This is a genomic window from Streptomyces sp. NPDC096176, assembly GCF_044763255.1.
Classification (GTDB): Bacteria; Actinomycetota; Actinomycetes; order Streptomycetales; family Streptomycetaceae; genus Streptomyces.
The window spans coordinates 428,389-449,402 of sequence record NZ_JBIWFV010000005.1 but is presented as its reverse complement, the minus strand read 5'-3'; the positions used below and the strand labels follow the sequence as shown (position 1 = coordinate 449,402).

18 protein-coding genes are annotated in these 21,014 nt (G+C 73.2%); 7 read left to right on the top strand and 11 right to left on the bottom strand.

The features are described from left to right. Positions 1-274 precede the first annotated feature (274 nt). Positions 275-457: a hypothetical protein gene (locus tag ACIQ7Q_RS16810; protein WP_356630911.1), complete on the top strand. Its 183-nt coding sequence runs from the start codon at positions 275-277 to the stop codon at positions 455-457. Positions 458-485: 28 nt separating this feature from the next. Here the strand turns inward: ACIQ7Q_RS16810 and ACIQ7Q_RS16805 are convergent, their stop codons facing one another. Further along, complete coding sequence (locus ACIQ7Q_RS16805; protein ID WP_403861682.1) at positions 486-2,141, bottom strand: DNA repair helicase XPB; 1,656 nt, start codon at positions 2,139-2,141, stop codon at positions 486-488. Between the two features lie 105 nt (positions 2,142-2,246). Between ACIQ7Q_RS16805 and ACIQ7Q_RS16800 the strand changes: the two genes are divergently transcribed. Then, positions 2,247-2,918 (top strand): VanZ family protein, encoded by a 672-nt coding sequence (locus ACIQ7Q_RS16800; protein ID WP_403861679.1) that lies wholly within the window; start codon positions 2,247-2,249, stop codon positions 2,916-2,918. Here ACIQ7Q_RS16800 and ACIQ7Q_RS16795 read toward each other — a convergent pair. Next, positions 2,881-5,439 (bottom strand): helicase C-terminal domain-containing protein, encoded by a 2,559-nt coding sequence (locus ACIQ7Q_RS16795; RefSeq protein ID WP_403861676.1) that lies wholly within the window; start codon positions 5,437-5,439, stop codon positions 2,881-2,883. The genes ACIQ7Q_RS16800 and ACIQ7Q_RS16795 overlap by 38 nt on opposite strands. A gap of 108 nt (positions 5,440-5,547) precedes the next feature. On the opposite strand from ACIQ7Q_RS16795, the gene ACIQ7Q_RS16790 reads away from it, so the two are divergent. Beyond that, positions 5,548-6,618, top strand: coding sequence for a hypothetical protein (locus ACIQ7Q_RS16790; RefSeq protein ID WP_403861673.1), 1,071 nt, complete (start codon positions 5,548-5,550; stop codon positions 6,616-6,618). A 459-nt stretch (positions 6,619-7,077) separates the two neighbouring features. On the opposite strand, the gene ACIQ7Q_RS16785 is transcribed toward ACIQ7Q_RS16790, so the two are convergent. The 4 genes from ACIQ7Q_RS16785 to ACIQ7Q_RS16770 all read right to left on the bottom strand — a co-directional run bounded on the left by ACIQ7Q_RS16785 (position 7,078) and on the right by ACIQ7Q_RS16770 (position 11,038). After that, entirely contained in the window at positions 7,078-8,055 is a 978-nt protein-coding gene (locus ACIQ7Q_RS16785) for an ABC transporter substrate-binding protein (RefSeq protein WP_403861670.1), read from the bottom strand. Between the two features lie 16 nt (positions 8,056-8,071). Beyond that, a complete protein-coding gene (locus tag ACIQ7Q_RS16780; protein WP_403861667.1) occupies positions 8,072-8,893 on the bottom strand; it encodes an ABC transporter ATP-binding protein in 822 nt (273 codons plus the stop codon). Beyond that, positions 8,890-9,954, bottom strand: a complete 1,065-nt coding sequence (locus ACIQ7Q_RS16775) for a FecCD family ABC transporter permease (protein ID WP_403861664.1) — start codon at positions 9,952-9,954, stop codon at positions 8,890-8,892. The genes ACIQ7Q_RS16780 and ACIQ7Q_RS16775 overlap by 4 nt, the downstream gene beginning before the upstream one ends. A gap of 73 nt (positions 9,955-10,027) precedes the next feature. Continuing rightward, positions 10,028-11,038 (bottom strand): FecCD family ABC transporter permease, encoded by a 1,011-nt coding sequence (locus ACIQ7Q_RS16770; protein WP_403861661.1) that lies wholly within the window; start codon positions 11,036-11,038, stop codon positions 10,028-10,030. Positions 11,039-11,152: 114 nt separating this feature from the next. Here ACIQ7Q_RS16770 and ACIQ7Q_RS16765 point away from each other — a divergent pair, with 114 nt between their 5' ends. After that, positions 11,153-11,809, top strand: coding sequence for an HAD family hydrolase (locus tag ACIQ7Q_RS16765; protein ID WP_403861658.1), 657 nt, complete (start codon positions 11,153-11,155; stop codon positions 11,807-11,809). Here the strand turns inward: ACIQ7Q_RS16765 and ACIQ7Q_RS16760 are convergent. Beyond that, the gene (locus ACIQ7Q_RS16760; RefSeq protein ID WP_403861656.1) at positions 11,767-12,036 is read right to left on the bottom strand and encodes a hypothetical protein; all 270 of its coding nucleotides are present in this window, start codon (positions 12,034-12,036) and stop codon (positions 11,767-11,769) included. The two genes, ACIQ7Q_RS16765 and ACIQ7Q_RS16760, sit on opposite strands and share 43 nt — an antisense overlap. A 182-nt stretch (positions 12,037-12,218) precedes the next feature. Here ACIQ7Q_RS16760 and ACIQ7Q_RS16755 point away from each other — a divergent pair, with 182 nt between their 5' ends. Continuing rightward, positions 12,219-12,602, top strand: a complete 384-nt coding sequence (locus tag ACIQ7Q_RS16755; RefSeq protein ID WP_356630895.1) for a cold-shock protein — start codon at positions 12,219-12,221, stop codon at positions 12,600-12,602. 24 nt (positions 12,603-12,626) lie between these two features. Here ACIQ7Q_RS16755 and ACIQ7Q_RS16750 read toward each other — a convergent pair whose 3' ends face one another. The 4 genes from ACIQ7Q_RS16750 to ACIQ7Q_RS16735 all read right to left on the bottom strand — a co-directional run bounded on the left by ACIQ7Q_RS16750 (position 12,627) and on the right by ACIQ7Q_RS16735 (position 16,106). Next, on the bottom strand, positions 12,627-13,466 hold the full coding sequence (locus ACIQ7Q_RS16750; protein ID WP_403861653.1) for a 1,4-dihydroxy-6-naphthoate synthase: 840 nt from the start codon (positions 13,464-13,466) through the stop codon (positions 12,627-12,629). Further along, complete coding sequence (locus tag ACIQ7Q_RS16745; RefSeq protein WP_403861650.1) at positions 13,463-14,143, bottom strand: futalosine hydrolase; 681 nt, start codon at positions 14,141-14,143, stop codon at positions 13,463-13,465. The genes ACIQ7Q_RS16750 and ACIQ7Q_RS16745 overlap by 4 nt, the downstream gene beginning before the upstream one ends. A 16-nt stretch (positions 14,144-14,159) precedes the next feature. Next, positions 14,160-14,639, bottom strand: a complete 480-nt coding sequence (locus tag ACIQ7Q_RS16740) for a DUF2771 domain-containing protein (protein ID WP_403861647.1) — start codon at positions 14,637-14,639, stop codon at positions 14,160-14,162. A 117-nt stretch (positions 14,640-14,756) separates the two neighbouring features. After that, positions 14,757-16,106 (bottom strand): MFS transporter, encoded by a 1,350-nt coding sequence (locus ACIQ7Q_RS16735; RefSeq protein ID WP_403861644.1) that lies wholly within the window; start codon positions 16,104-16,106, stop codon positions 14,757-14,759. A 388-nt stretch (positions 16,107-16,494) separates the two neighbouring features. On the opposite strand from ACIQ7Q_RS16735, the gene ACIQ7Q_RS16730 reads away from it, so the two are divergent. Then, positions 16,495-17,439 carry a DUF3027 domain-containing protein gene (locus ACIQ7Q_RS16730; protein WP_403861641.1) on the top strand — a complete coding sequence of 315 codons (945 nt, stop codon included), beginning with the start codon at positions 16,495-16,497 and terminating at the stop codon, positions 17,437-17,439. A 399-nt stretch (positions 17,440-17,838) separates the two neighbouring features. Then, positions 17,839-20,982, top strand: a complete 3,144-nt coding sequence (locus ACIQ7Q_RS16725) for a sacsin N-terminal ATP-binding-like domain-containing protein (protein ID WP_403861638.1) — start codon at positions 17,839-17,841, stop codon at positions 20,980-20,982. Positions 20,983-21,014: the final 32 nt, after the last annotated feature.

Here is a 21,014-nt window from a genome sequence, read left to right as displayed (position 1 = left end):
ATCACGACATGGCGGACCGGCCGGTTTCCGTCCGGGCGGTGGCGCTCCTCGAGGGAGGCGGGGAGGGCCCCGCGGCCTGGGCCCGGGGCAAGCCCGCGATACTAGTGGGGTCCGGCATCGGGGGCGAACGCTTTTTCCCGAGGGGGCATCCGCCCCCTGCCCGCGGGGTCATCCCCGTAGGGGACGCACTCTGCCTGGAGTAGTACGCGCGGGGCCGCGGGGTTCAGCCCACAGCCCGATGCTCCGACCGGGTGAATCGCCCCACCATGGAGACATGACCCCAGCGACCCTCATACCAGGAACTCACTCCCACGGAGCCACGGCGAGCGGCGCCGGTGACGTCCCGCACCACCGCGTCGGCAACGCCCTGCGCGCGGTCAAGGTCTTCGCGAGCGCCGTCTTCAGCGTCGCCGTCCTCGGCGAGTACGCCGAAGAGGCAGGCGTCCGCCGCCGCTGAGAGCGGCGGCGGCGCGCACCCTCGAGGCTCAGCTCACCGGGTCCTCGCCCGCGAGCAGCTCGTCCGAGTCGACGATCCGGTACGCGTAGCCCTGCTCGGCCAGGAACCGCTGGCGGTGGGCCGCGAAGTCCTGGTCGATGGTGTCCCTCGCCACCACCGAGTAGAAGTGGGCCTTGTGCCCGTCCGCCTTCGGCCGCAGGACCCGGCCGAGGCGCTGTGCCTCCTCCTGGCGTGAACCGAAGGTGCCGGACACCTGGATCGCGATCGTCGCCTCCGGCAGGTCGATGGAGAAGTTCGCGACCTTGGACACCACGAGCACGCTGATCTCGCCGTTGCGGAAGGCGTCGAAGAGCTTCTCGCGCTGTGTGTTGGGCGTCTCGCCCTTGATCACCGGCGCGTCCAGGTGCTCGCCGAGTTCGTCCAGCTGGTCGATGTACTGGCCGATGACGAGGGTCTGCTGGCCGGCGTGCTTGTGCACCAGCTGCTCGGTCACCCTGCGCTTGGTCGCGGTGGTGGCGCAGAAGCGGTACTTCTCCTCCTGCTCCGCCGTCGCGTAGGCCAGCCGCTCGGAGTCGGTCAGATTGACCCGTACCTCCACGCAGTCCGCCGGGGCGATGTAGCCCTGCGCCTCGATCTCCTTCCAGGGCGCGTCGAACCGCTTCGGCCCGATGAGCGAGAACACGTCCGACTCGCGGCCGTCCTCGCGCACGAGCGTGGCCGTGAGGCCGAGCCGGCGGCGGGCCTGCAGATCGGCGGTGAACTTGAAGACGGGCGCGGGCAGCAGATGCACCTCGTCGTAGACGATCAGACCCCAGTCACGGGAGTCGAAGAGCTCCAAGTGGGGGTAGATCCCCTTCCGCTTGGTCGTCAGCACCTGGTAAGTGGCGATGGTGACCGGGCGGATCTCCTTCTTCGTGCCGCTGTACTCGCCGATCTCGTCCTCGGTCAGCGAGGTGCGCTTCACCAGCTCGTGCTTCCACTGGCGGGCCGAGACGGTGTTGGTGACCAGGATCAGGGTGGTGGCCTTCGCCTGCGCCATCGCACCGGCGCCCACCAGCGTCTTTCCGGCGCCGCAGGGGAGCACGACGACTCCCGAGCCGCCGTGCCAGAAGCCCTCGACGGCCTGCTTCTGGTACGGCCGCAGCGCCCAGCCGTCCTCGGCCAGCTCGATGGCGTGGGCCTCGCCGTCCACGTAACCGGCGAGGTCCTCGGCCGGCCAGCCGAGCTTCAGCAGCGTCTGCTTGATCTGCCCGCGCTCGGAGGGGTGCACGACGACGGAGTCCGGGTCGATCCGGGCGCCGACGAGCGGCTGGACCTTCTTGGAGCGCAGGATCTCCTCGAGGACCGGCCGGTCGGTGGTGGTGAGGACGAGCCCGTGAGTGGGGTGCTTGGACAGGGTCAGCCGGCCGTAGCGGGCCATCGTCTCCGCGACGTCGACGAGGAGCGCGTGCGGAACGGGATAGCGGGAGTACTCGACCAGCGCGTCGACGACCTGCTCGGCATCGTGCCCGGCCGCCCGGGCGTTCCACAGGCCGAGCGGGGTCACCCGGTAGGTGTGGATGTGCTCCGGCGCACGCTCCAGCTCGGCGAAGGGCGCGATGGCGCGACGGCAGGCGTCCGCCTGCTCGTGGTCCACTTCGAGGAGGAGCGTCTTGTCGCTCTGGACGATGAGGGGCCCGTTCACGCCACACCCTTTCTTCGGGTCGGTTCGTCCGTTTCGGACATGGCCAAACAACCAGTGTCGCGCATCGCCGGAGTGTCCGGGGCGCCTGCGGGTATCCGCGTGTCCATGACTAAGGAAGCCGAACCCCGCCGTGAGTGGGGCAGAACTGTCCTGAGAGCTTTCCTGATCGTCTGCGCGTTCGTGGCGATGGTCCTCTTCTCGGCCGTGCTCGCACGGCTCACGCTGTCGCCGTCGGCCGCGTCCGAGGGTGTGGCGACCGCCAACCTGCGGCCCGGGGCGTCGCTGCGCCAGTACGCGCAGGACTACACGTTCCTCGCGGCGTGCAAGCAGGTGGGCGGCAATCTGCTGCTCGGTGTCCCCTTCGGCGTGCTGCTGCCGGTGCTGGTGCCGCGTTCGCTGCGGCTGCTGCGGGTGATGGTGGTCACCGTGCTGGTGATGGCCCTGGTGGAACTGGCGCAGGGCGCGATCGTCACGGGCCGCGCCTTCGACGTGGACGACGTGATCCTCAACACCACGGGTGCGTTGATCGGCTACGTACTGGTGGGCCGCCGGCTGGGCCGGGCGGGACGCAGGCGGCGCGGCGAGCCGCGGGAGCCCGTGGACTCGGAGGCCGCGGACCCCGCGGACACCAAGCAGTCCGCGAGGCGTACGAAGTCCACGAAGCGCATGAAGTCCCCGAAGCGTACGAAGTCCACGAAGCCTGCCGTCGCATCGGCGGGCTGGGGGCCGGGCGGCCTGTTCAGGTGGCGTCGTCGGCCAGTTCGGCCACGCCCGTGATGCGGTGCAGCGGGTACGTGCGCACCTCGTCCGCGGTGTGGTCGTACGCCGTGACGAAGCCGCCCTCGACGCGGACGGGTGCGATGACGCGCTGGCTCGCGGAACCCTCCGCGTTCACATAGCCGATCCAGACCGCGGAACCGGTGAGTGCGGCGGCCTGCACGGTCGCGAGGGTCTCCGCCGAGGTGGTGCGCGGCAGTTCACCGCCCTGGGGCCGGCCCGCCACCTCGGCCGGCTTGCGTACGACGGTGGCGGCGAGGTCGCCCGCTCTGATCGCCTTGACCGCCGCGCCGAGCAGCGTGCCGTCGGGCACGGGCGGCCCGTCCGGTACGGGGGCGGGCGCCGCGCGCGGCGGCGTGCGGCGGGCATGGGCGCGGGTGATCAGCACATCGCCCTCCGCGCTCTCCGCGGCCGGCGCGTATCCCATGGTGCGCAGCCCTTCCAGGAGCGTCCCCGGGTCGGCCTGGGACGCCAGCACGGTCGGGGCGAGGCGGCGCAGGCCGAGGCCCTGTGAGCGTTTGTCGGCGAGGATCTCGCCGAGGAGCGTGTCGTCGTCGCAGCGCACATAGGCGGAGGCGGCGCCGATGCGCAGATGGCCGTGACGGCGGGCGACGTCGTCGATGAGGTAACTGAGCGGCTGGGGGACGGGCGTTCGGGAGTGTGCGGCCAGGAATGCGTGCAGGTCCGACGCGGCCTTCCCGGCGTCCAGGGCGCGCCGCACCGAGGCGGGCGTGAAGCGGTAGACCGTGGCGCCGCCCTTGGACTCCACGTCGGCGAGAACGGCGAGCGTCTCGGCGAGCGGCCGTTCCAGAGGGCCGGGGGCGACGGCGGTGAGGTCGGCCTGGAGGAGGACGTGGTCGAGCGGCTCCGGCAGGAGCGGCGCGAGCGCTTTGACCGCGTGGGCGCGGCGCGCGGCGAGCGCCTCCTGGTCGGCGCCCGCGCGAGCCGAGTCGGCGCCGGCGCGGGGCGCGCCGCCGTTCATCACGTCCGGTCCGTCGGGGCGGGTCGCCTCGTCCAGGCCGAGCAGGGCCCGCGCGTGCGTGGAGAGGGCGCCGCGGCCCGTCACGCCCAGCAGCTCCGCCTCCGAGAGGGTCCAGGTCGCGGCCAGTGCCCGCAGGTCCTTCGCCCCGCCGGCGGTGTTGTCGCGCAGCGGTCGTTCCCAGCGCAGCCGGGCCAGCAGCGTCTGCGGACCGGGGGCCGCGCCCGGAGGGAGGTCCGCGAGCAGCTCCAGGATCCGGTGCCGGACCTCAACGGCCGCGGAGCGGTCCAGGTCCGGCCCGAGCGCGGCCAACGTACGGCCTTTGCTGTCCTGGCTGCCGACGAGGCCGGAGGTGCGCGTCGCCGTCAACCAGGCGACGGCGAGTTCACCCCACCTTTCCGCCACCGGGAGTTCGAGCCACTCGTCGTACGCCGGCGTCGGCGCGTACCGCTCGTCGGCCTCTCCGTCGGACGCCAACAGCCCGGCCGCGTAGGCCAGTTCCAGCCAGAAAGCCGCCAGCTGCTCGTTCGTGTCCAGCGCCGCGGCCGTCCGCTTGAGGTCCCGTACGGCGAGACCTCCCGCGCGCAGCACCGCGGGTCCGCCCTCGTGCCAGTCCTTCAGCAGGTCCTCGACCGTGGTCAGCGCCGTGTAGGCCTGGCCCGCCGCCGCACTGTCCACAGCCTGTGGACCGTACGCGGAGGCCGGCACGACGGCCGGCGGCACCGGCTCCGGCACCCGGTGCGCCCGCCCCGCCCGCAGATGCAGCGCCGCCTCCCGCGGCAGCACCACCGTGCGTGTCGACGCGGGAAGCAGCAGACCGCGGTCGCGCAGCCAGCGCACGGGCGGCGCCGGATTGGACGTCACCTCGCCGTACGGAGGCCCCCACACCAGCCGGTCGAGAATCCCCAGCGCCTCCGGCGGCGCCGTGTCCAGCAGCGCCGCCATCCGCGTCCGGTCCGTGAACAGCGAGATCAGCGCCGCGACAGCGGACACCGGGTCGTGCGTGGTCGGCAGGCCCGCGGCCGCCAGGATCTCCTGCAGCCGGCCGGGCGACATCCCGGCGGTCGCCTCGGAGACGGTCGGGCCGAGCCCCGTCGGTGAGGGACGGGTGGGCGACGGCGCGAGCAGCTCCCGCGCGGTGCGCACCAGCCGCAACCGGTCCTCGCCGCCCCACACCAGGGCCTGCCGGCGCAGCGACGCCAAGGCCTCCGGCAGGGCGGCCTCCACGGCCGGCTCGCCGTCGTCACCGGTCAGCAGCGCGAGCAGCGTGCCGTACGGGGCAGGGTCCGGTGCGACGGCCAGCGCCTCGGCGGTCTGCAGCGCGAACCGGTCCAGCCGTTCGAGGGCCCGCACGACCGACGCCCGGGTGCCGGCCCGGGTCGCCAGCTGGGTCACGTCGTTCGGCACCGGGCTCAGTAGATCGGGGCGGGCGCGCAGCAGCGCGGCCAGCTCCTCGTCGTCGCGGGCGCGCAGCGCCTCGGCGAGGGTGCGCGGGCCGCCGCCGGTGGCGCTGCTGCCGCTTCCTTCGGGCATGGTCCCCATCCGCCCCACGTTAGCCCCTGGAGCGCTACCGTCGGGGACAGGGCGGCCCGGGAAGGCGGGCGGCCGGCCTTCGCAGGCCCTTCGCTGGGAACGTCAGGGGAACCGCCGGTGGGGATCGAGAGCGACCAGCTCGTCTACGACTATCTGAGCCGCGTCGGCGACCTGGCTCAGCAGGCTCAGCTCCCGTCGGGTGCGCGCATGCGGCTCGTGACGACACTGCGGAGCGAGATCGACAAGCAGCGGGCGAAGTTCGGCGGGGACAGCCCGGCGGGCGTCCGCCGCATCCTCGGACGGCTCGGCACGCCGGACGAGGTGGTGGCGTCGGCGGCTTCCTCGACGACTCCCCCGACGGCTTCCCCGGCCGCGGTGTCCGAGCCGCAGGACACGGGGAGTTCGCGTGCTGCGCCGGGCGCGGCGTCCGAGGCCTCGGGGAGGGGCTCGATGCCGCGCCAGCGGGGGTGGCGCCGCGTGCCCCGGCCGCGCCGCGCCGACACCCCGGCCCCCGCGCCGAGTCCGGCCGTCTCACCCCCGCACCTCGCCGGCATGGACGAGCTGGGTCCCTCGGGCTCCGAGCCGGACTGGTGGCGCATCGACCCGGGCCCCTTCGGCTCGAGCGACAGCGTGGCCGGGTTCGTGGGGGGCGTCGAGATCCCCGAGATACTCAAGCCGCCGCCGGCACCGGACGACGCGGCAGAGAGCGAGACAGAGGCGGAGCCGGCCGGAGGTGAGGCGGAGGTCGCGCCGGGCGGCCGTCGGCGTCTGCTGCGGCGGCTTCTGCGGCGCGACGGGACCGTCGTCGCGGAACCGGCGCAGCCCGCGCAGCCGGAGCCGGCCGGGCGGGCCGGCTCCGGCAGCCCGCTGCTGCTGCTCGCCGCCGCGCTGCTCGTCGCGGGCGCGGTCCTCGGTTCGCTGATCGCCCTGGGCCTCGGCTGGCTCTTCGCATACGGCTCACGCCGGCTCTCCCGCGCCGAGGTCAAACTGGCCGTGCTCGGCCTGCCCGGCACCGTCGCCGCGGGCGCGCTGCTGTGGCTGTGGGGCCGCATCAACGGCCACTGGGGCGAGCCCGTGCCGGAGGGCGGCATGCGGGACGTGCTGACGGGGATGTGGCCGTGGGTGCTGAGGGGGGCGGCGGTGGCGTCTGCGCTGTTCCTGGTGTGGCGGGGGCGACGGGTGCGCTGACGTCTGCGGCGGGCTTCTTCCCCCACCCCGCCGTGTTGGCGGGGTGGCCCCGGCCGCCTACCGAGCTTCGCGCGGTGACGCAATCTCCGCCTGCGGCCTGGCGGCGGCGGGAGGTGCCCCCACGGGTCGGCGCAGCCGGCCCCACCGGGTCCGAGGCCGCGGGCGCGCGCCCGCCCCGCTGCGGTGTCCTCAATCGCCGGACGGGCTGAAAAGGGGCCCCGTTTCGCGCAGCGCGCCGGATGGGGGGTGCCTCCCGGGCCGCAAAGGGAGTGGCCTCCGCCGGTCCGAAGCTGGGATGGGCGGCATCCGTAACCCGTCGAAGTCCGGGCCCCTAGGGCCGGGCCGTAGGGGCCGGCCCTCCACGGCCGGCCCCTACGGCCTGGCGGCCGTGGGAGGGGGCCCACACGGTCCCGGCAAAGCCGGCCGCGCCGGCGATTGACGCGCCGCGCGGCCAGATGGCTACTTCGTCAGGTTTGCCTGCAGCTCGTCCAGGATCTTCGACGCCGCCGTGTAGCCGATGCCCTGGATCCACAACTCGTCCTCGACGGCGAAGACCTTGTTGTTCTCGACCACCTTCATGCCCCTCCACAGCGCGCTGTCCAGGGTCTGCTTCTGCTTCGCCTTCGTCGGGTCGCCGTACGTGGAGTGGAAGACGACGTCCGCGTCCGCGAGGTCGACCTTCTCGGGGCTCACGTCGTACGAGAAGCCGTCCTTGGCCTTGTCCGTGATGGCGGGGCGGCCCATGCCGACGTCGGCGAGGAGCGTCGAGATGTAGTTCTGCTTGCCGTAGATGCGGATGTCCGCGCCCTCGACGAAGCGGACGACGTTGACCTCGGTCCCCGCGGCCTTGTCCTTGCCGCCCAGCGCCTCCGTGACCTTCTTGGTGTGTGCGTCGTAGTCGGCGACCGCCTTCTGCGCCTCGGCCTTCTTGCCGAGCGCGTCGGCGTGGAGCTGGAAGTTCTCCTTCCAGGGGTAGCCGGTGGTCTCCGTCATCACGGTCGGCGCGATCTTCTTCAGCTCGGCGTACTTGTCGCCGTGCCGGATCTTGCTGGTGAGGATCAGGTCGGGCTGGAGGGCGGCGATGGCCTCCATGTTGGGCGTCATCATCTCGCCGACGTCCTTGATGCCGTCGACCTTGTCCTTGGGCAGGTAGGGCAGGAAGCCGGACTCGGTGCCCGCGTGGGTGGCGCCGACGGGCTTGACGCCGAGTGTGATGGCGGAGTCCAGCTCGGCCGTGTCGAGCACGACGACGCGCTTCGGGGCCTTCTTGACCTGGATGTCCCCCATGGCCGTCTTGACCGTGCGCATGTCGCTGCCGCCGGCGGCGGACTCGCCCTTGTCGGACGGCTCCGAAGAGCCGCACGCGGAGAGCACGAGCGCGGCGGTGAGCGCGAGGGAACCGGTAAGAAGGCCGCGGCGGCGGAGGGCGGTGGTCATGGCAGGGGGCAACCTTTCAGACGGACTGCGGGGACGGCGTGGGGGCTTTTGCGGGGGAGTACGGCGCTCCCGGGACGACCAGCGGCGACCCGGTCACCGGGTCGGGGACCACGACGGACTCCATGCCGAACACCTCGCGGACCAGCTCGGCGGTGACGACGTCCGCCGGACGCCCCTCCGCCACGATGCGGCCGGACTTCATCGCGACGAGATGGTCGGCATAGCGGGCGGCCTGGTTGAGGTCGTGGAGCACGGCGACGACCGTGCGGCCGCGTTCGTGGTTCAACTGCCGTACGAGGTCGAGCACCTCGACCTGGTGCGCGATGTCGAGGAACGTCGTCGGCTCGTCCAGCAGCAGCAGATCCGTCTCCTGCGCGAGCGCCATCGCGATCCACACGCGCTGGCGCTGACCGCCGGACAGCTCGTCGACGGGCCGGTCGGCGAGGCCGGTGACGTCCGTGCGCGCCATCGCGTCCGTCACCGCGCGCTCGTCCTCCTTCGACCACTGCTGCCACCAGTGCTGGTGCGGCTGGCGACCGCGGGCCACGAGGTCGGCGACGGTGATGGCCTCCGGCGCGACCGGTGACTGCGGCAGCAGGCCGATCGACTGCGCGATCTTCTTCGTCGGGATCTTCGACAGCTCGGCGCCGTCGAGCAGGACCGCCCCGCCCTTGGGCTTCAGCAGCCGGCCGAGGGCCCGCAGGGTGGTCGACTTGCCGCAGGCGTTGGGGCCGACGATGACCGTCACCTGTCCGTCGGGGACGGCCAGGTCGAGCTCGTGCACGACCGTGCGGTCCTCGTAGGCGAGCGTCAGCTCGCGGGCCGTCAGCCTGCTCACGACTTTCCTCCAGCGGTACGGCTACGGATGATGAGCCAGATCAGATACGGGGCCCCGATGGCGGCCGTCAGTACGCCCACCGGCAGTTCGGTGGGCGAGAACAGCCGCCGCGCCGCCAGGTCGGCGAGGACGACGATCACCGCGCCGAGCAGTGCGGAGCACAGCAGCGGGATCTGGGCGGTACGGGTCGCCCGGCGCGCGATCTGCGGCGCCAGCAGCGCCACGAAGTCGACGGGTCCGGCCGCGCCGGTCGCGACCGACGCCAGGACGACCCCGAGCAGCACCAGCCCGAGCCGTACCCGGCCGAGCCGCACGCCCAGCGCGGTCGCCGTGTCGTCGTCCATGGAGACGGTGCGCTGGGCGCGGGCAGCCCACAGGATCGCGGGCAGCAGGGCGAGCAACGTCCAGCCGAGCGGCGCGGTCTCCTCCCAGCCGCGGCCGTTCAGCGAACCCGTCATCCAGATCTGCGCCTGCTGGGCGACGAGATAGTCGCCCTTGGTCATGAACAGCGTCGTGACCGAGCGGAGCGCGATCGCGAAGCCGATGCCGATGAGGACGAAGCGGGTGGCGTGCAGGCCGCCGCGCCAGGCGAAGACGTAAACGAGCGCGGCGGCGAGGACACCACCGGTGACGGACAGATACGGCAGCACCGTGTAGGAGGTGACCCCGAAGGTGAGCGCGCCGACGGTGAGAGCGCTCGCGCCCTGGCTGATGCCGATGATGTCGGGGCTGGCGAGTGGATTGCGCGCGACGCTCTGGATCAGCGCACCGGCGACGCCGAAGGCGGCGCCGACGAGGAGCCCGAGGACCATGCGGGGCAGCCGCAGCGTCCCCACGACGAGTTCGTTCGGCGACGACTGCCCGAAGAGCACCTTGAGCACTTCGCCGGGAGCGACGAAGCTCTCGCCGACGCAGAGGTAGGCGACGCAGGACGCGGCGAGCGCGAGGGCGAACGCGGCGGCGACGGCCGCGGCGCGGCGGTGCAGCAGGAAGCTGGCGCGCCCGGTGCGTGCGACGGCGTAGCCGGCGGGGTGGACGGTCGCGACGGTGTCAGCGCTCACGCGGCGCCCTCCTTGTGTACGGGCCGCCCGATGTGTACGGGTCGCCCGATCCGCTCCCGGCCAGGAACAGACGTCACGCCGGCACCGCCTTCCGCCGCACCAGCGCCACCAGGAACGGCACACCGATCAGCGCCGTCATCACCCCCGCGGGGACCTCGCTCGGCGGGAAGACGATCCGGCCGATCACGTCCGACACCAACAGCATCACCGGGCCGACGACCGCCGCCATCGGCAGCACCCATCGGTGGTCGCTGCCGACGATCGCGCGGGCGATGTGCGGGACCGCGAGGCCGATGAACGCGATCGGGCCCGCCGCCGCGACGCCGACGCCGGTCAGGACCGTCGCGCCGACACCGCCCACGATCCGTACCGTCGCGACGTTCTGGCCGAGCCCCTTCGCCACGTCCTCGCCGAGAGCCAGCGCGTCGAGACCGCGTGCCACCGACACCACCAGGACCGTGCCCACCAGCAGGAACGGCCAGATCTGGCCGACCACTTCGGCGTCGCGCCCGGCTACGGAGCCGACCTGCCAGAAGCGGAACTCGTCCAGTGCCGCCGCCTTCGTCGTCAGGATGCCCATCGTGACCGACACCAGCAGCGCGTTGATCGCCGCGCCGCCGAGCGCCAGTTTGACGGGGGTCGCCCCGCCGCGGCCACGGGCCGCGATCGCGTACACGGCGACCGACGCGACGGCCGCACCGGCGAAGGCGAACCACACGTACCCCGAGAGCGTGTGCACTCCGGCGAAGGCGATGGCCAGCACCACGCCGACCGAGGCGCCCTGGCTGATGCCGAGGATGCCCGGGTCGGCGATCGGGTTGCGGGTGATGCCCTGCAGGACCGTGCCGGCGAGGGCGAGCGCGGCGCCGACCATCAGACCGATGAGGGTGCGCGGCACGCGCAGCTCGCGTACGACTTCGGCGTCGGGGCTGTGTCCCCCGTTCAGTACGGCGTCGAGGACGGCGGTCGGCGCGACGGCGCGTGCTCCGACCGCGAGGCTGAGCAGCACCGCGAGCAGCAGGGCGGCTACGGCGGCGGCCGTCCACCCGATGCGGCGGGCCGCGAGCGCGCGTCTGGCTGACATGGGCACCAATCGAAGGCGGAAGGCTCAAGGAAGCCGGCGAAAGCAAGGTTGGTAAGGCTTCGCTAAGTCTAGGCGGGCCCAAATTCGCGCCGACGCGTGGGCACAATGACGCCCATGGCTTCCTCTTCCGCGCCCCGCCCGCTCACCGTCGGATTCGATCTGGACATGACGCTCATCGACTCGCGCCCCGGGATCCACGCCGCCTACCGGGCGCTCTCCGCGGAGACGGGTGTGCGGATCGACGCGGACCTGGCCGTCACCCGTCTCGGGCCGCCGCTGGAGCAGGAGTTGGCGCTCTGGTTCCCGCACGAGCAGGTCCAGCGGATGGCCGACCGGTACCGCGAGATCTACCCCGGATACGCCATCGAGCCGACCCTCGCGATGCCGGGCGCCCGCGAGGCGATATCGGCGGTCCAGGAGCGCGGCGGGCGCGCGATCGTCGTCACCGCCAAGCACGAGCCCAACGCCAAGCTCCACCTCGCGCACCTCGGCATCGCCCCCGACGAGGTGATCGGCTGGTTGTGGGCGGAGGCCAAGGCGGAGGCGCTGCTCGAGCACGGCGCGACGGTGTACGTCGGCGACCACACCGGCGACGTACGGGGCGCGCGCCTCGCCGGCGCGCTGTCGGTGGCGGTGCCGACGGGGCCGTGCGACGCGGGCGAACTGAGCGAGGCGGGCGCGGACGTGGTCCTCGAGGACCTCACCGCGTTCCCGGCCTGGCTGCGCTCCTACCGCGCGGAGCCCGCGGCGGACCGTGCGGATCTGGCCTGACGCCGCTGCGCGGCGATCGAACGCAGCACGCCCGCCGCGGCGACCAGGAACCCGACGCCCATCAGCATGCTCACCGCGTACGCGACGGTCGGGAACGGCTCGGTGCCCAGGAACAGCGGGGCCACCGTGACCAGAGTGGCGACGGCTCCCACGATGAAGACGATGGCGCCGGCGCGCACCAGCCCGTCACCCGGGGCGGGAGCGGCCGAGGCAGGAGTAGCAGTCATTCGGCCAGGGTAGTTCCCTTGCGCACAGGAACCGATCGGGGACGTCTTGTCACCAGCCTCTGGACCATTAGCCTTGGGGGTGGCGGGTCAGGCGACCCGCTGTAGTGCTATCCACAGCCGTTTTTTCGGCGCCCCAACTTGCGGTGCCCCAGCGCCCAACGAGTACGAGGACGAGGACAGACGTGCCTACCGGCAAGGTCAAGTGGTTCAACAGCGAGAAGGGCTTCGGCTTTCTCTCCCGCGACGACGGCGGCGACGTCTTCGTGCACTCCTCCGTGCTCCCGTCCGGAGTCGAGGCCCTGAAGCCGGGCCAGCGCGTCGAGTTCGGTGTCGTGGCCGGCCAGCGCGGCGACCAGGCGCTGTCGGTGACGCTGCTGGACCCCACCCCCTCCGTGGCGGCGGCCCAGCGGCGCAAGCCGGACGAGCTGGCGTCCATCGTGCAGGACCTCACGACGCTGCTGGAGAACATCACTCCGATGCTGGAGCGCGGCCGCTACCCCGACAAGGTGCACGGCGCGAAGATCGCGGGTCTGCTGCGGGCTGTGGCGGACCAGCTGGACGTCTGAGCCCGATGGGTGGAGCGGGGTCGCTCATACGAACGAGAGCGCACCCGGGCCGAGGGGCGGTACGAGCCCCTCGGCCGCCGCGCGTGTCAGCAGCCCCCGCACAGCCGCGTAGCCGTCGTCCCTGAGGTCGGCCGTGAACTCGTTGACGTACAGCCCGATGTGCTGGTCGGCGACGGCCGGGTCCATCTCCTGGGCGTGCTCGAGCACATACGGACGCGATGCCTCCGGGTCGTCCCACGCCATGCGTACGGACGTGCGCGCCGACTCCGCGAGCAGGCGCAGCGTCGGCGCGCCCAGCGACCGCTTGGCGATGATCGCGCCCAGCGGGATCGGCAGGCCCGTCGTGGACTCCCAGTGCTCGCCCATGTCGGCGAGGGAGTGCAGCCCGTAGTCCTGGTAGGTGAAACGGGCCTCGTGGATGACGAGTCCGGCGTCGACCTTGCCGTCGCGGACGGCCGGCATGATCTCGTGGAACGGCATCACGACGACCTCGCCGACACCCCCGGGGACGACGTCCGCGGCCCACAGCCGGAACAGCAGATACGCGGTCGAGCGCTCGCTCGGCACGGCGACGGTCTTCCCCTTCAGGTCCGTACCCGCCTCCCGGGTGAGGACGAGCGGGCCGCAGCCCCGGCCCAGCGCGCCGCCGCACGGCAGCAGCGCGTACTCCTCGAGAACCCACGGCAGCACCGCGTACGACACCTTGAGCACGTCGAGTTCGCCGCGCTCCGCCATCCCGTTGGTGATGTCGATGTCCGCGAACGTCACGTCCAACGCGGGCGCGCCGGGGACCCGGCCGTGCGCCCAGGCGTCGAAGACGAACGTGTCGTTCGGGCAGGGCGAGTACGCGATACGCAGGGTCACGAGTGCTCCTCGAGGACGGGGGCGAGCTGGTGGAACGCCTGCCGCAGCGCGGCCAAGGCGTCGCCGATGCGCCACGCGAGGCGGTCCCGGGGGCCGACGGCGTTGGAGATCGCACGGATCTCCACGACGGGCACGCCGTACGCGGCGGCGGCCTCCGCGACGCCGAAGCCCTCCATCGCCTCCGCGGCGGCGCGCGGGTGCCTGGCCGACAGCTCGGCGGCGCGGGCGGCGGTGCCGGTGACCGTGGCGACGGTCAGTACGGGTGCGCGGGTCGCGCCCAGCGTCTCGGCGATGAGCGCGGACAGATCGGGCGGCGAGGGGTGCACGGTGCGGCCGAAGCCGAGTTCGTCGACGGGCAGGAAGCCGTCGGGGGTCTCTGCGCCGAGATCGGCGGCGACCACCGAGTCCGACACGACGAGCGAGCCGACAGGCGCGTGCGGCGGAAAACCGCCGCCGATGCCGGCGGACACGACCAGGCCGTAGGGGCGGTCCGCCACGGCGAGCGCCGTCGCGGCGGCCGCGGCGGCACCGGCGGGCCCGACACCGCCGACGAGCACGTCGTAGGCGGGGGTGCGGGTCAGCGCGTAGCCGCCGGGGAGGGAGACCGGGGCACCCTCCGCGTTCGCGACGACGGCGGCGGCCTCGGCCGCCACCGCGGTCACGACAAGTACGCGCACGGTATCGACCTCCGGGTCAGGAGGCCTTCTCGAACGAGAGGTTCCAGATGCCGACGACCTTCTTGCCCTTGGTCTCCATGATGCTGACGGCCGTCTTGGTCGTCGGCTCACCGGTCGGCGAGGAGAAGAACGCGTTGCCCGGGATGGTCCGGTACGTCTTCTTGTAGGGCTCCTGCTCGACCGGCTGCGCGCCGAAGAGCAGGGTCCAGCCGTTCTCCGCGATCTCCGGGTCGACGCCCATGCGGACCTGGTCGTCCATGGCGACCTTGATGGACTCCGTCGGCTTCTTGGTCAGGCAGCCCTGGATCTCGGACTCCTTGATCGCCTCGCCGTCGTTGTAGCAGGCGGCCTCCGCGTGGACGGAGTCCGACCCGATCGTCACCGTGACGAGCGGCGTCGGCTTGTCGCAGGCGGAAAGGACGAGGAGCCCGGCGGAGACGGCACCGAGAGCGGCAGCGGCCCGGCGGCGCTTGCCCGAGAAGAACGCAACGGTCATGACTCGAAGGCTATCGGGCCCGCTTCCTCCTGCCGCGCGGGGGTACGCGGCGCGGCGCGACCGGGTTACGCCACGAGGGTCGCGGACTCGCGGATGGGAGCGGCCCGCACGCCTCGACTACGCCACCCTCGCCCGCGGCCTGCCGCTCCGCCGTCCCGCCCCCACCAGCCCGCGCCCGGCCGCCGCCGCACCCGCGGTGACGATGCCCGCCGCCACCGACATGCCCAGTACACCGTTCAGCGGCAGCACGATCCCGATCGCGCCCCCCAGCACCCAGGCCATCTGGAGCAGCGTCTCCGCGCGGGCGAACGCCGACGTGCGGACCTGTTCCGGGACGTCCCGCTGGATCACCGCGTCCAGGGACAGCTTCGACAGCGCCTGGGACAGCCCCGCCATCGCGCCGAGCACGGCCACCATGCCCGCGCTGAAGAAGACCGCCGCCGCGATGGCCGCCGCCAGGATCAGGGACAGCATCGTCGCGATGATCGCCTCGGGGGCGCGGGACTTCAGCCACGCCCCGATGGCCGTGCCCAGCGCGTTGCCCACGCCCGCCGCGACGCCCACCATCCCCAGCGAGACCGCGGCCGACTGGCCGGCGAGCGGATGCTCGCGCAGCAGGAACGCGAGGAAGAAGATCAGGAACCCGGACAGCGCGCGGTGCGCGGCGTTCGCCTGCAGTCCGTGCAGTACCGACGGGCCCACCGTGCGCAGGCTCGGCTTCGTCTCGCCGTGGGTGAGCATGTGCACCTTCGACTCGCCCTTCGCCGAGTCGACCTTGTGCGGCATCGTGAACGCCCAGTACGTGCCGAGGACGAACAGCGCGAACGCCCCGTACAGCGGCCACTGCGGCCCGATCTGCTGCAGCCCCACCCCGACCGGCGCCGCGATCCCCGTCGCGAGGAGGCCCGCCAGAGTGACCCGAGAGTTCGCCTTCACCAGCGAGAACTTCGGTGGCAGCAGCCGTGGCACGACCGCACTGCGCACCACCCCGTACGCCTTGGAGGACACCAGCACGCCGAGCGCCGCCGGATACAGCTCCAGGCCGCCCGTCGCGACGGCGCCCGACATCGTCAGAGCCAGCAGCGCGCGGGCCAGCATCGCGCTCGCCATGGCCGCGCGACGGCCGTGCGGGACGCGGTCGAGGAGCGGGCCGATCACGGGGGCCAGCAGCGCGAAGGGCGCCATCGTCACGACGAGGTAGAGAGCGACCCGGCCACGCGCCTCGTCGGTCGGTACGGAGAAGAACACCGTGGACGCCAGCGCCACCGTGATCATGACGTCGCCGGCGCCGTTGACGGCGTGCAGCTCGATCAGCTTGCCGAGGCCCGACTCGCCCGCTCCGTGAGCGTGCGTCGCCTTGCGGATGCCGCGGGCAGTGCCGGTGAAAGGGAGATGCAGGGCACGGCCCACCGTCCGGCCCGCCCTGCGAAGCGGCCCGGCTGACTCGGACGACCTTGCGGCTGCCACCCCGTCATAGTGCCCCAAGCCCCACACCCCCGAACCGTGACAGCGCCCCGGCGTCCGGCGTGTTTCGCCCTTGCCGCTGCTGCGTCCTGCTCCCGCGTCCCGCTCCGGCGAACAGGACCGCATCCTTGTCGGTTCATCCCGTGTTGGGACGGGCAGGTGGGCGGCAGGCGTAGGAAGGGGTAGCGTGCGTAGCGCGCCACCGGCGGTTGTTCTCGGCCGCGCGCCTCTTCGGCATCCCGCAGAATGGATGACGTTAGGTGTGCCCGGGATCAGGACGGTCCGGGCGTGTTCACGTCGATGCGGCCCCCTGGTCCGCTCCGTGCGCCGCCCAGTACCTCGGAATCGGCCGAGCGCATCCGTGAGACGGCGTAGGAGAGAAGCGAGACCTGTGAGTGCTGCGACGACGCGAAGCCGTATCCCCGACCGTCTGTGCGCCGAGGCGGTAGACCTTGCCAGGAAGGCGGCCGAGGAGGCCGCTGCGCCCGGGGTGGTCGGAGACCATGTCTCGGTCGTCTCCGAAGGGGACCGGGTCGTCACGCACTTCTTCGAGTGCCAGGAGCCCGGCTACCGGGGCTGGCGCTGGGCCGTGACCGTTACGCGCGCCTCCCGCGCCAAGGTCGTCACCCTTGACGAAACCGTCCTGCTGCCCGGCCCCGACGCGTTGCTCGCCCCCGAGTGGGTGCCGTGGAGCGAACGGCTCCGGCCCGGCGACATGGGCCCCGGCGACCTGCTGCCCACCGAGGCGGACGACCTGCGCCTGGAGCCCGGCTACACCGGCGAGGACGAGCCGCCGCCGAACTCGGTCCTCGCCGAGCACCCGCCGTCGCACGACCTGGTCGAGCGGGTCGAGGCGGAGGACGCGGAACTCACCGACCGCAGGCCGGCCATCGAGGCGACGACGAACAACGGCCGCGGCCAGCTCGCGGCGCTCGCCGAGGAACTGGGCATGCGCAGGGCGCGTGTGCTGTCCCGCTACGGCCTGCACACCGCGGCCGACCGCTGGGAGGAGTCCTTCGGCGCGAAGACGCCGATGGCGCAGGCGGCTCCGGCGGCGTGCGTCACGTGCGGCTTCCTGGTCCCGATCGCGGGCTCGCTGCGGCAGGCTTTCGGAGTGTGCGCGAACGAGTTCTCGCCCGCGGACGGCCGTGTGGTGTCTTTGACGTACGGCTGCGGCGGGCACTCGGAGGCGGCGGTCATGCCGAAGCCGCCGAAGCCGGCGGAGCCGGTCTTCGACTCGATGGCGGCGGACGAGTTCCCCCTCCGCCCCGCCCGCGACGGCGGCTCGGTCCCGACGGAGCCGGACGGCACGTCGGAGGACTTGGGCCACTCGTAACGGAGCTCAGCCGCAGGCTCCCTGTGCCGGCGGGAAACCCAGCCCAGGCCGGGAAACCCAGCCCGTCCGGCGTTCGAGGACATGGCCGCCGGCTGTGCTGCGACCTCCGGCGGGCGGCGGGGGGGCGGTCCTGGGCTCCGTGCGCCGTGGGTGGATTCCTGGCTGGTCCGTCGAGGCCGGGAAACTCAGCCGGTCCGGCGTTCGAGGACACGGCCGTAGGCTGTGCTGCGACCACCGGCCGGGCCGGGCGCGTGGCGCCCCCGGCCACGGGAGGGGGCCTCGCCGCGCGTCACCTCGGGCCGCCACGCGGTACCTTCGGCCCCAGAACAAGCAAGCCCCGCCGAGGCCCCCGGACACACCGGAATCCGCCCCGGTGATGCGAGAGAGCGGAGTCACACCGTGAGCGTCAGGACGACCGAGTGGGCCGACCCGTTCGGGACGGCACGGCTGCGGCGCGGTGTGCTCGACGCGTGGGGCGCGAGCCCGGCCCGGTTCCGGGAGGACGCGAACGCCGAGGAGGACCTCGCGCTCGGCGGCTACCGCGACCGCCTCGTTGTCGAGCTGGCGCAGAACGCCGCCGATGCCGCCGCCCGCGCCGGCGTCCCCGGCCGGCTGCGGCTGACGCTGCGCCCGGCCGACGGCCAGGAACCCGCCGTGCTCGCCGCCGCGAACACCGGCGCCCCGCTCGACGCGACCGGCGTCGAATCGCTGAGCACCCTGCGCGCCTCGGCCAAGCGCGAGGGCCACGAGGCCGCCGTCGGCCGGTTCGGCGTCGGCTTCGCCGCCGTCCTCGCCGTGAGCGACGAACCCGCCGTGATGGGCCGTCACGGCGGTGTGCGCTGGTCGTTGGCGGAGGCCAGGGAGCTGGCCGGGCAGGTCGCCAAGGCGAGCCCGGGCCTCGGGGACGAGCTGCGGCGCCGGGACGGCCACGTACCGCTGCTGCGGCTGCCGCTGCCGGCCGAGGGCACCGCGCCCGAGGGTTATGACACCGTCGTCGTGCTGCCGCTGCGCGACGGCGCAGCCGTCGACCTGGTGGAGCGGCTGCTCGCCGGTATCGACGACGCGCTGCTCCTGACGCTCACCGGCCTCGCCGAGATCGTCGTGGAAACCCCGGACGGCGTACGGGTGTTGAAGCGCCACGCGCAGGACCCGTACGTGCGGGTCGAGGACAGCGTGCGCGGTGAGCGCCGCTGGCGCGTCGTCAGCCACGGCGGCCCCATCGAGCCGGCGCTGCTCGTCGACCGGCCCGTCGAGGAGCGCCTGCGACCGCACTGGACCGTCACCTGGGCCGTGCCCGTCGACGACGAGGGCGCACCGGCCCGTCCGCAGACCCAGCCCGTCGTGCATGCGCCGACCCCGACCGACGAGCCCCTCGGCGTACCGGCGTTGCTCATCGCGTCCCTGCCGCTCGACACCACCCGCCGTCACCCGGCCAAGGGGCCGCTGACCGACTTCCTGGTGGAACGCGCTGCCGACGCGTACGCCGAACTGCTCGGTGCCTGGCAGCCGGTCACAACCGGGACCATCGACCTCGTGCCGGGGCCGCTCGGCAAGGGCGAGCTGGACGGCCGGTTGCGGGCGGCGATCCTGAAGCGCCTGCCGCGCACCGCGTTCCTGGAGGCCGCGGTGCCGCGGGATGTCGCGGACGAGGACACCGGCCTGCCGGACCGGGTGACCAGCGGGGGGCTGCGGCCCATCGAGGCCGAGGTCCTGGAGGGCGCGGGCACCGACACCGTGCGGGTGCTGGCCGAGGTGATGCCGACGCTGCTGCCGGCCGGTCTCGAGCGCCGTGTGGAGCTGCGCACGCTGGGCGTGGCGCGGGTGCCACTGACGGAGGCGATCGACCGGCTGGCCGGTCTGGAACGCGAACCGGCGTGGTGGCAGCGGCTGTACGAGAGCCTCGCCGGCCTCGACCCCGACCGTCTGTCCGGTCTGCCGGTGCCCCTCGCGGATTCCCGCACCACCATCGGCCCGCGCCAGACACTGCTGCCGCTCGCCGACACCCCGGCCGACCTGGCCCGTCTCGGCCTCAAGGTCGTGCACCCGGACGCCGCCCATCCGCTGCTGGAGAAGCTGGGCGCGCTGCCTGCGACGCCCCGGGCCGTGCTCACGACGCCGCAGGTGCGGGCGGCCGTCGCGGCGTCGCTCGACGCCGGCGAGATCTGGGACGAGGACACGGACTCGCTGGACGCGGAGGAACTGGCGGAGACGGTCCTCGCCCTGGTCAAGGCAGCGGAGTTGGAGCCGGGCGACGAGCCGTGGCTCGGTGCGCTGGCGCTGCCCGACGAGGACGGGGAGCTCGCCCCCGCCGGTGAACTCGTGCTGCCGGGCAGCCCGTTCGCCTCCATCATCCGTGAGGACGAACTCGCCCTGTGCGACGCGGAACTGGCCGAGCGGTGGGGCGAGCAGCCGCTCGCGGCGTGCGGCGTCCTCGCCAACTTCGCCCTGGTCCGCGCCACCGACGTCGTCCTCGACCCGGACGAACTCGAGCCGCGCGCAGGCGATTACGCCGAGCCCGACGACGCCGGCCTGCTCGACGCGGTCGACGTGTGGGCCGAGGACGTCCTCGACCGGCTGCCGGACACGCCGGTGCCGCCGGTCGCCACGGAGATCGTCGCCGTGCGGGATCTGGACCTGGTGGACGACGACTGCTGGCCGCAGGCCCTGGCGCTGCTGGCGCAGCCGCCGCTGCGGGACGCGCTCACCCAGTCGGTACGGATCCTGCTGCCGGACGGCACGACGGAGACGGTGCGCCCGTACACGGCGTGGTGGCTGCGTGACCACCCCGTGCTCGACGGCCGCCGTCCGGCGGGTCTGCGCGCGTCGGGCGCCGACCCGCTGCTGGAGGGCCTGTACGAGTCGGCGGACACAACCGGCTTCGCGGACGCGCAGGTGCTGCATGCCCTCGGGGTCCGCACGTCCGTCGCCGCGCTCCTCGACGAACCGGGGGGAGCGGCGGAGCTGCTGTCGCGTCTCGCGGACCCGGACCGCCAGGTGTCGGCCCGGCAACTCCACGCCCTCTACACGGCGCTCGCCGACCTGGACCCGGAACAGGTTACGCTCCCCGACGAGTTGCGGGCGGTCGTGGACGGCGAGGTGGTGGTGGTCGACGCGGCCGAGGCGGTCGTCGCCGACACTCCTGACCTGCTTTCCCTCTCCGCGGGTCTGCCCCTGCTTCCGGTGACGCCCACGCGTGCGGAGGACTTGGCGGACCTCTTCCAGGTACGCCGCCTGAGCGAGGCGGTCGAGGCGGATGTCACGACGGACGGCGAGGAGCACGAGGTGCCGGAGTCCGTCCGCATCCTGCTTGGCCCGTCGACGCCTTCCTCGTACGTCGAGCACGAGGAACTGATCGCGGGCGGCGTCGAACTCGACTGGCGCCGCACCCCGGACGGCACGCTCCACGCCGCCACTCTGGAGGGCGTGGCAGCCGGCCTCGCCTGGTCGGCCGGCCAGTGGCCGCGCCGCTTCGAGGTCGCGGCGCTGCTGGAGGACCCGTCCCGCACGGAGGAACTGGCGCGGGACCGCTGGTTCGACGCGTAGGCGGCACGCTCGTCCTCGTCCTCGTCGCGGCC

What these genes read in the sequence shown, in the direction of transcription:
- ACIQ7Q_RS16810 (WP_356630911.1), top strand. Translation starts at nt 275, where the DNA reads ATGACCCCAGCGACCCTCATACCAGGAACTCACTCCCACGGAGCCACG.
- ACIQ7Q_RS16800 (WP_403861679.1), top strand. Translation starts at nt 2,247, where the DNA reads ATGACTAAGGAAGCCGAACCCCGCCGTGAGTGGGGCAGAACTGTCCTG.
- ACIQ7Q_RS16795 (WP_403861676.1), bottom strand. Translation starts at nt 5,439, where the DNA reads ATGGGGACCATGCCCGAAGGAAGCGGCAGCAGCGCCACCGGCGGCGGC.
- ACIQ7Q_RS16785 (WP_403861670.1), bottom strand. Translation starts at nt 8,055, where the DNA reads ATGACCACCGCCCTCCGCCGCCGCGGCCTTCTTACCGGTTCCCTCGCG.
- ACIQ7Q_RS16770 (WP_403861661.1), bottom strand. Translation starts at nt 11,038, where the DNA reads ATGTCAGCCAGACGCGCGCTCGCGGCCCGCCGCATCGGGTGGACGGCC.
- ACIQ7Q_RS16765 (WP_403861658.1), top strand. Translation starts at nt 11,153, where the DNA reads ATGGCTTCCTCTTCCGCGCCCCGCCCGCTCACCGTCGGATTCGATCTG.
- ACIQ7Q_RS16760 (WP_403861656.1), bottom strand. Translation starts at nt 12,036, where the DNA reads ATGACTGCTACTCCTGCCTCGGCCGCTCCCGCCCCGGGTGACGGGCTG.
- ACIQ7Q_RS16740 (WP_403861647.1), bottom strand. Translation starts at nt 14,639, where the DNA reads ATGACCGTTGCGTTCTTCTCGGGCAAGCGCCGCCGGGCCGCTGCCGCT.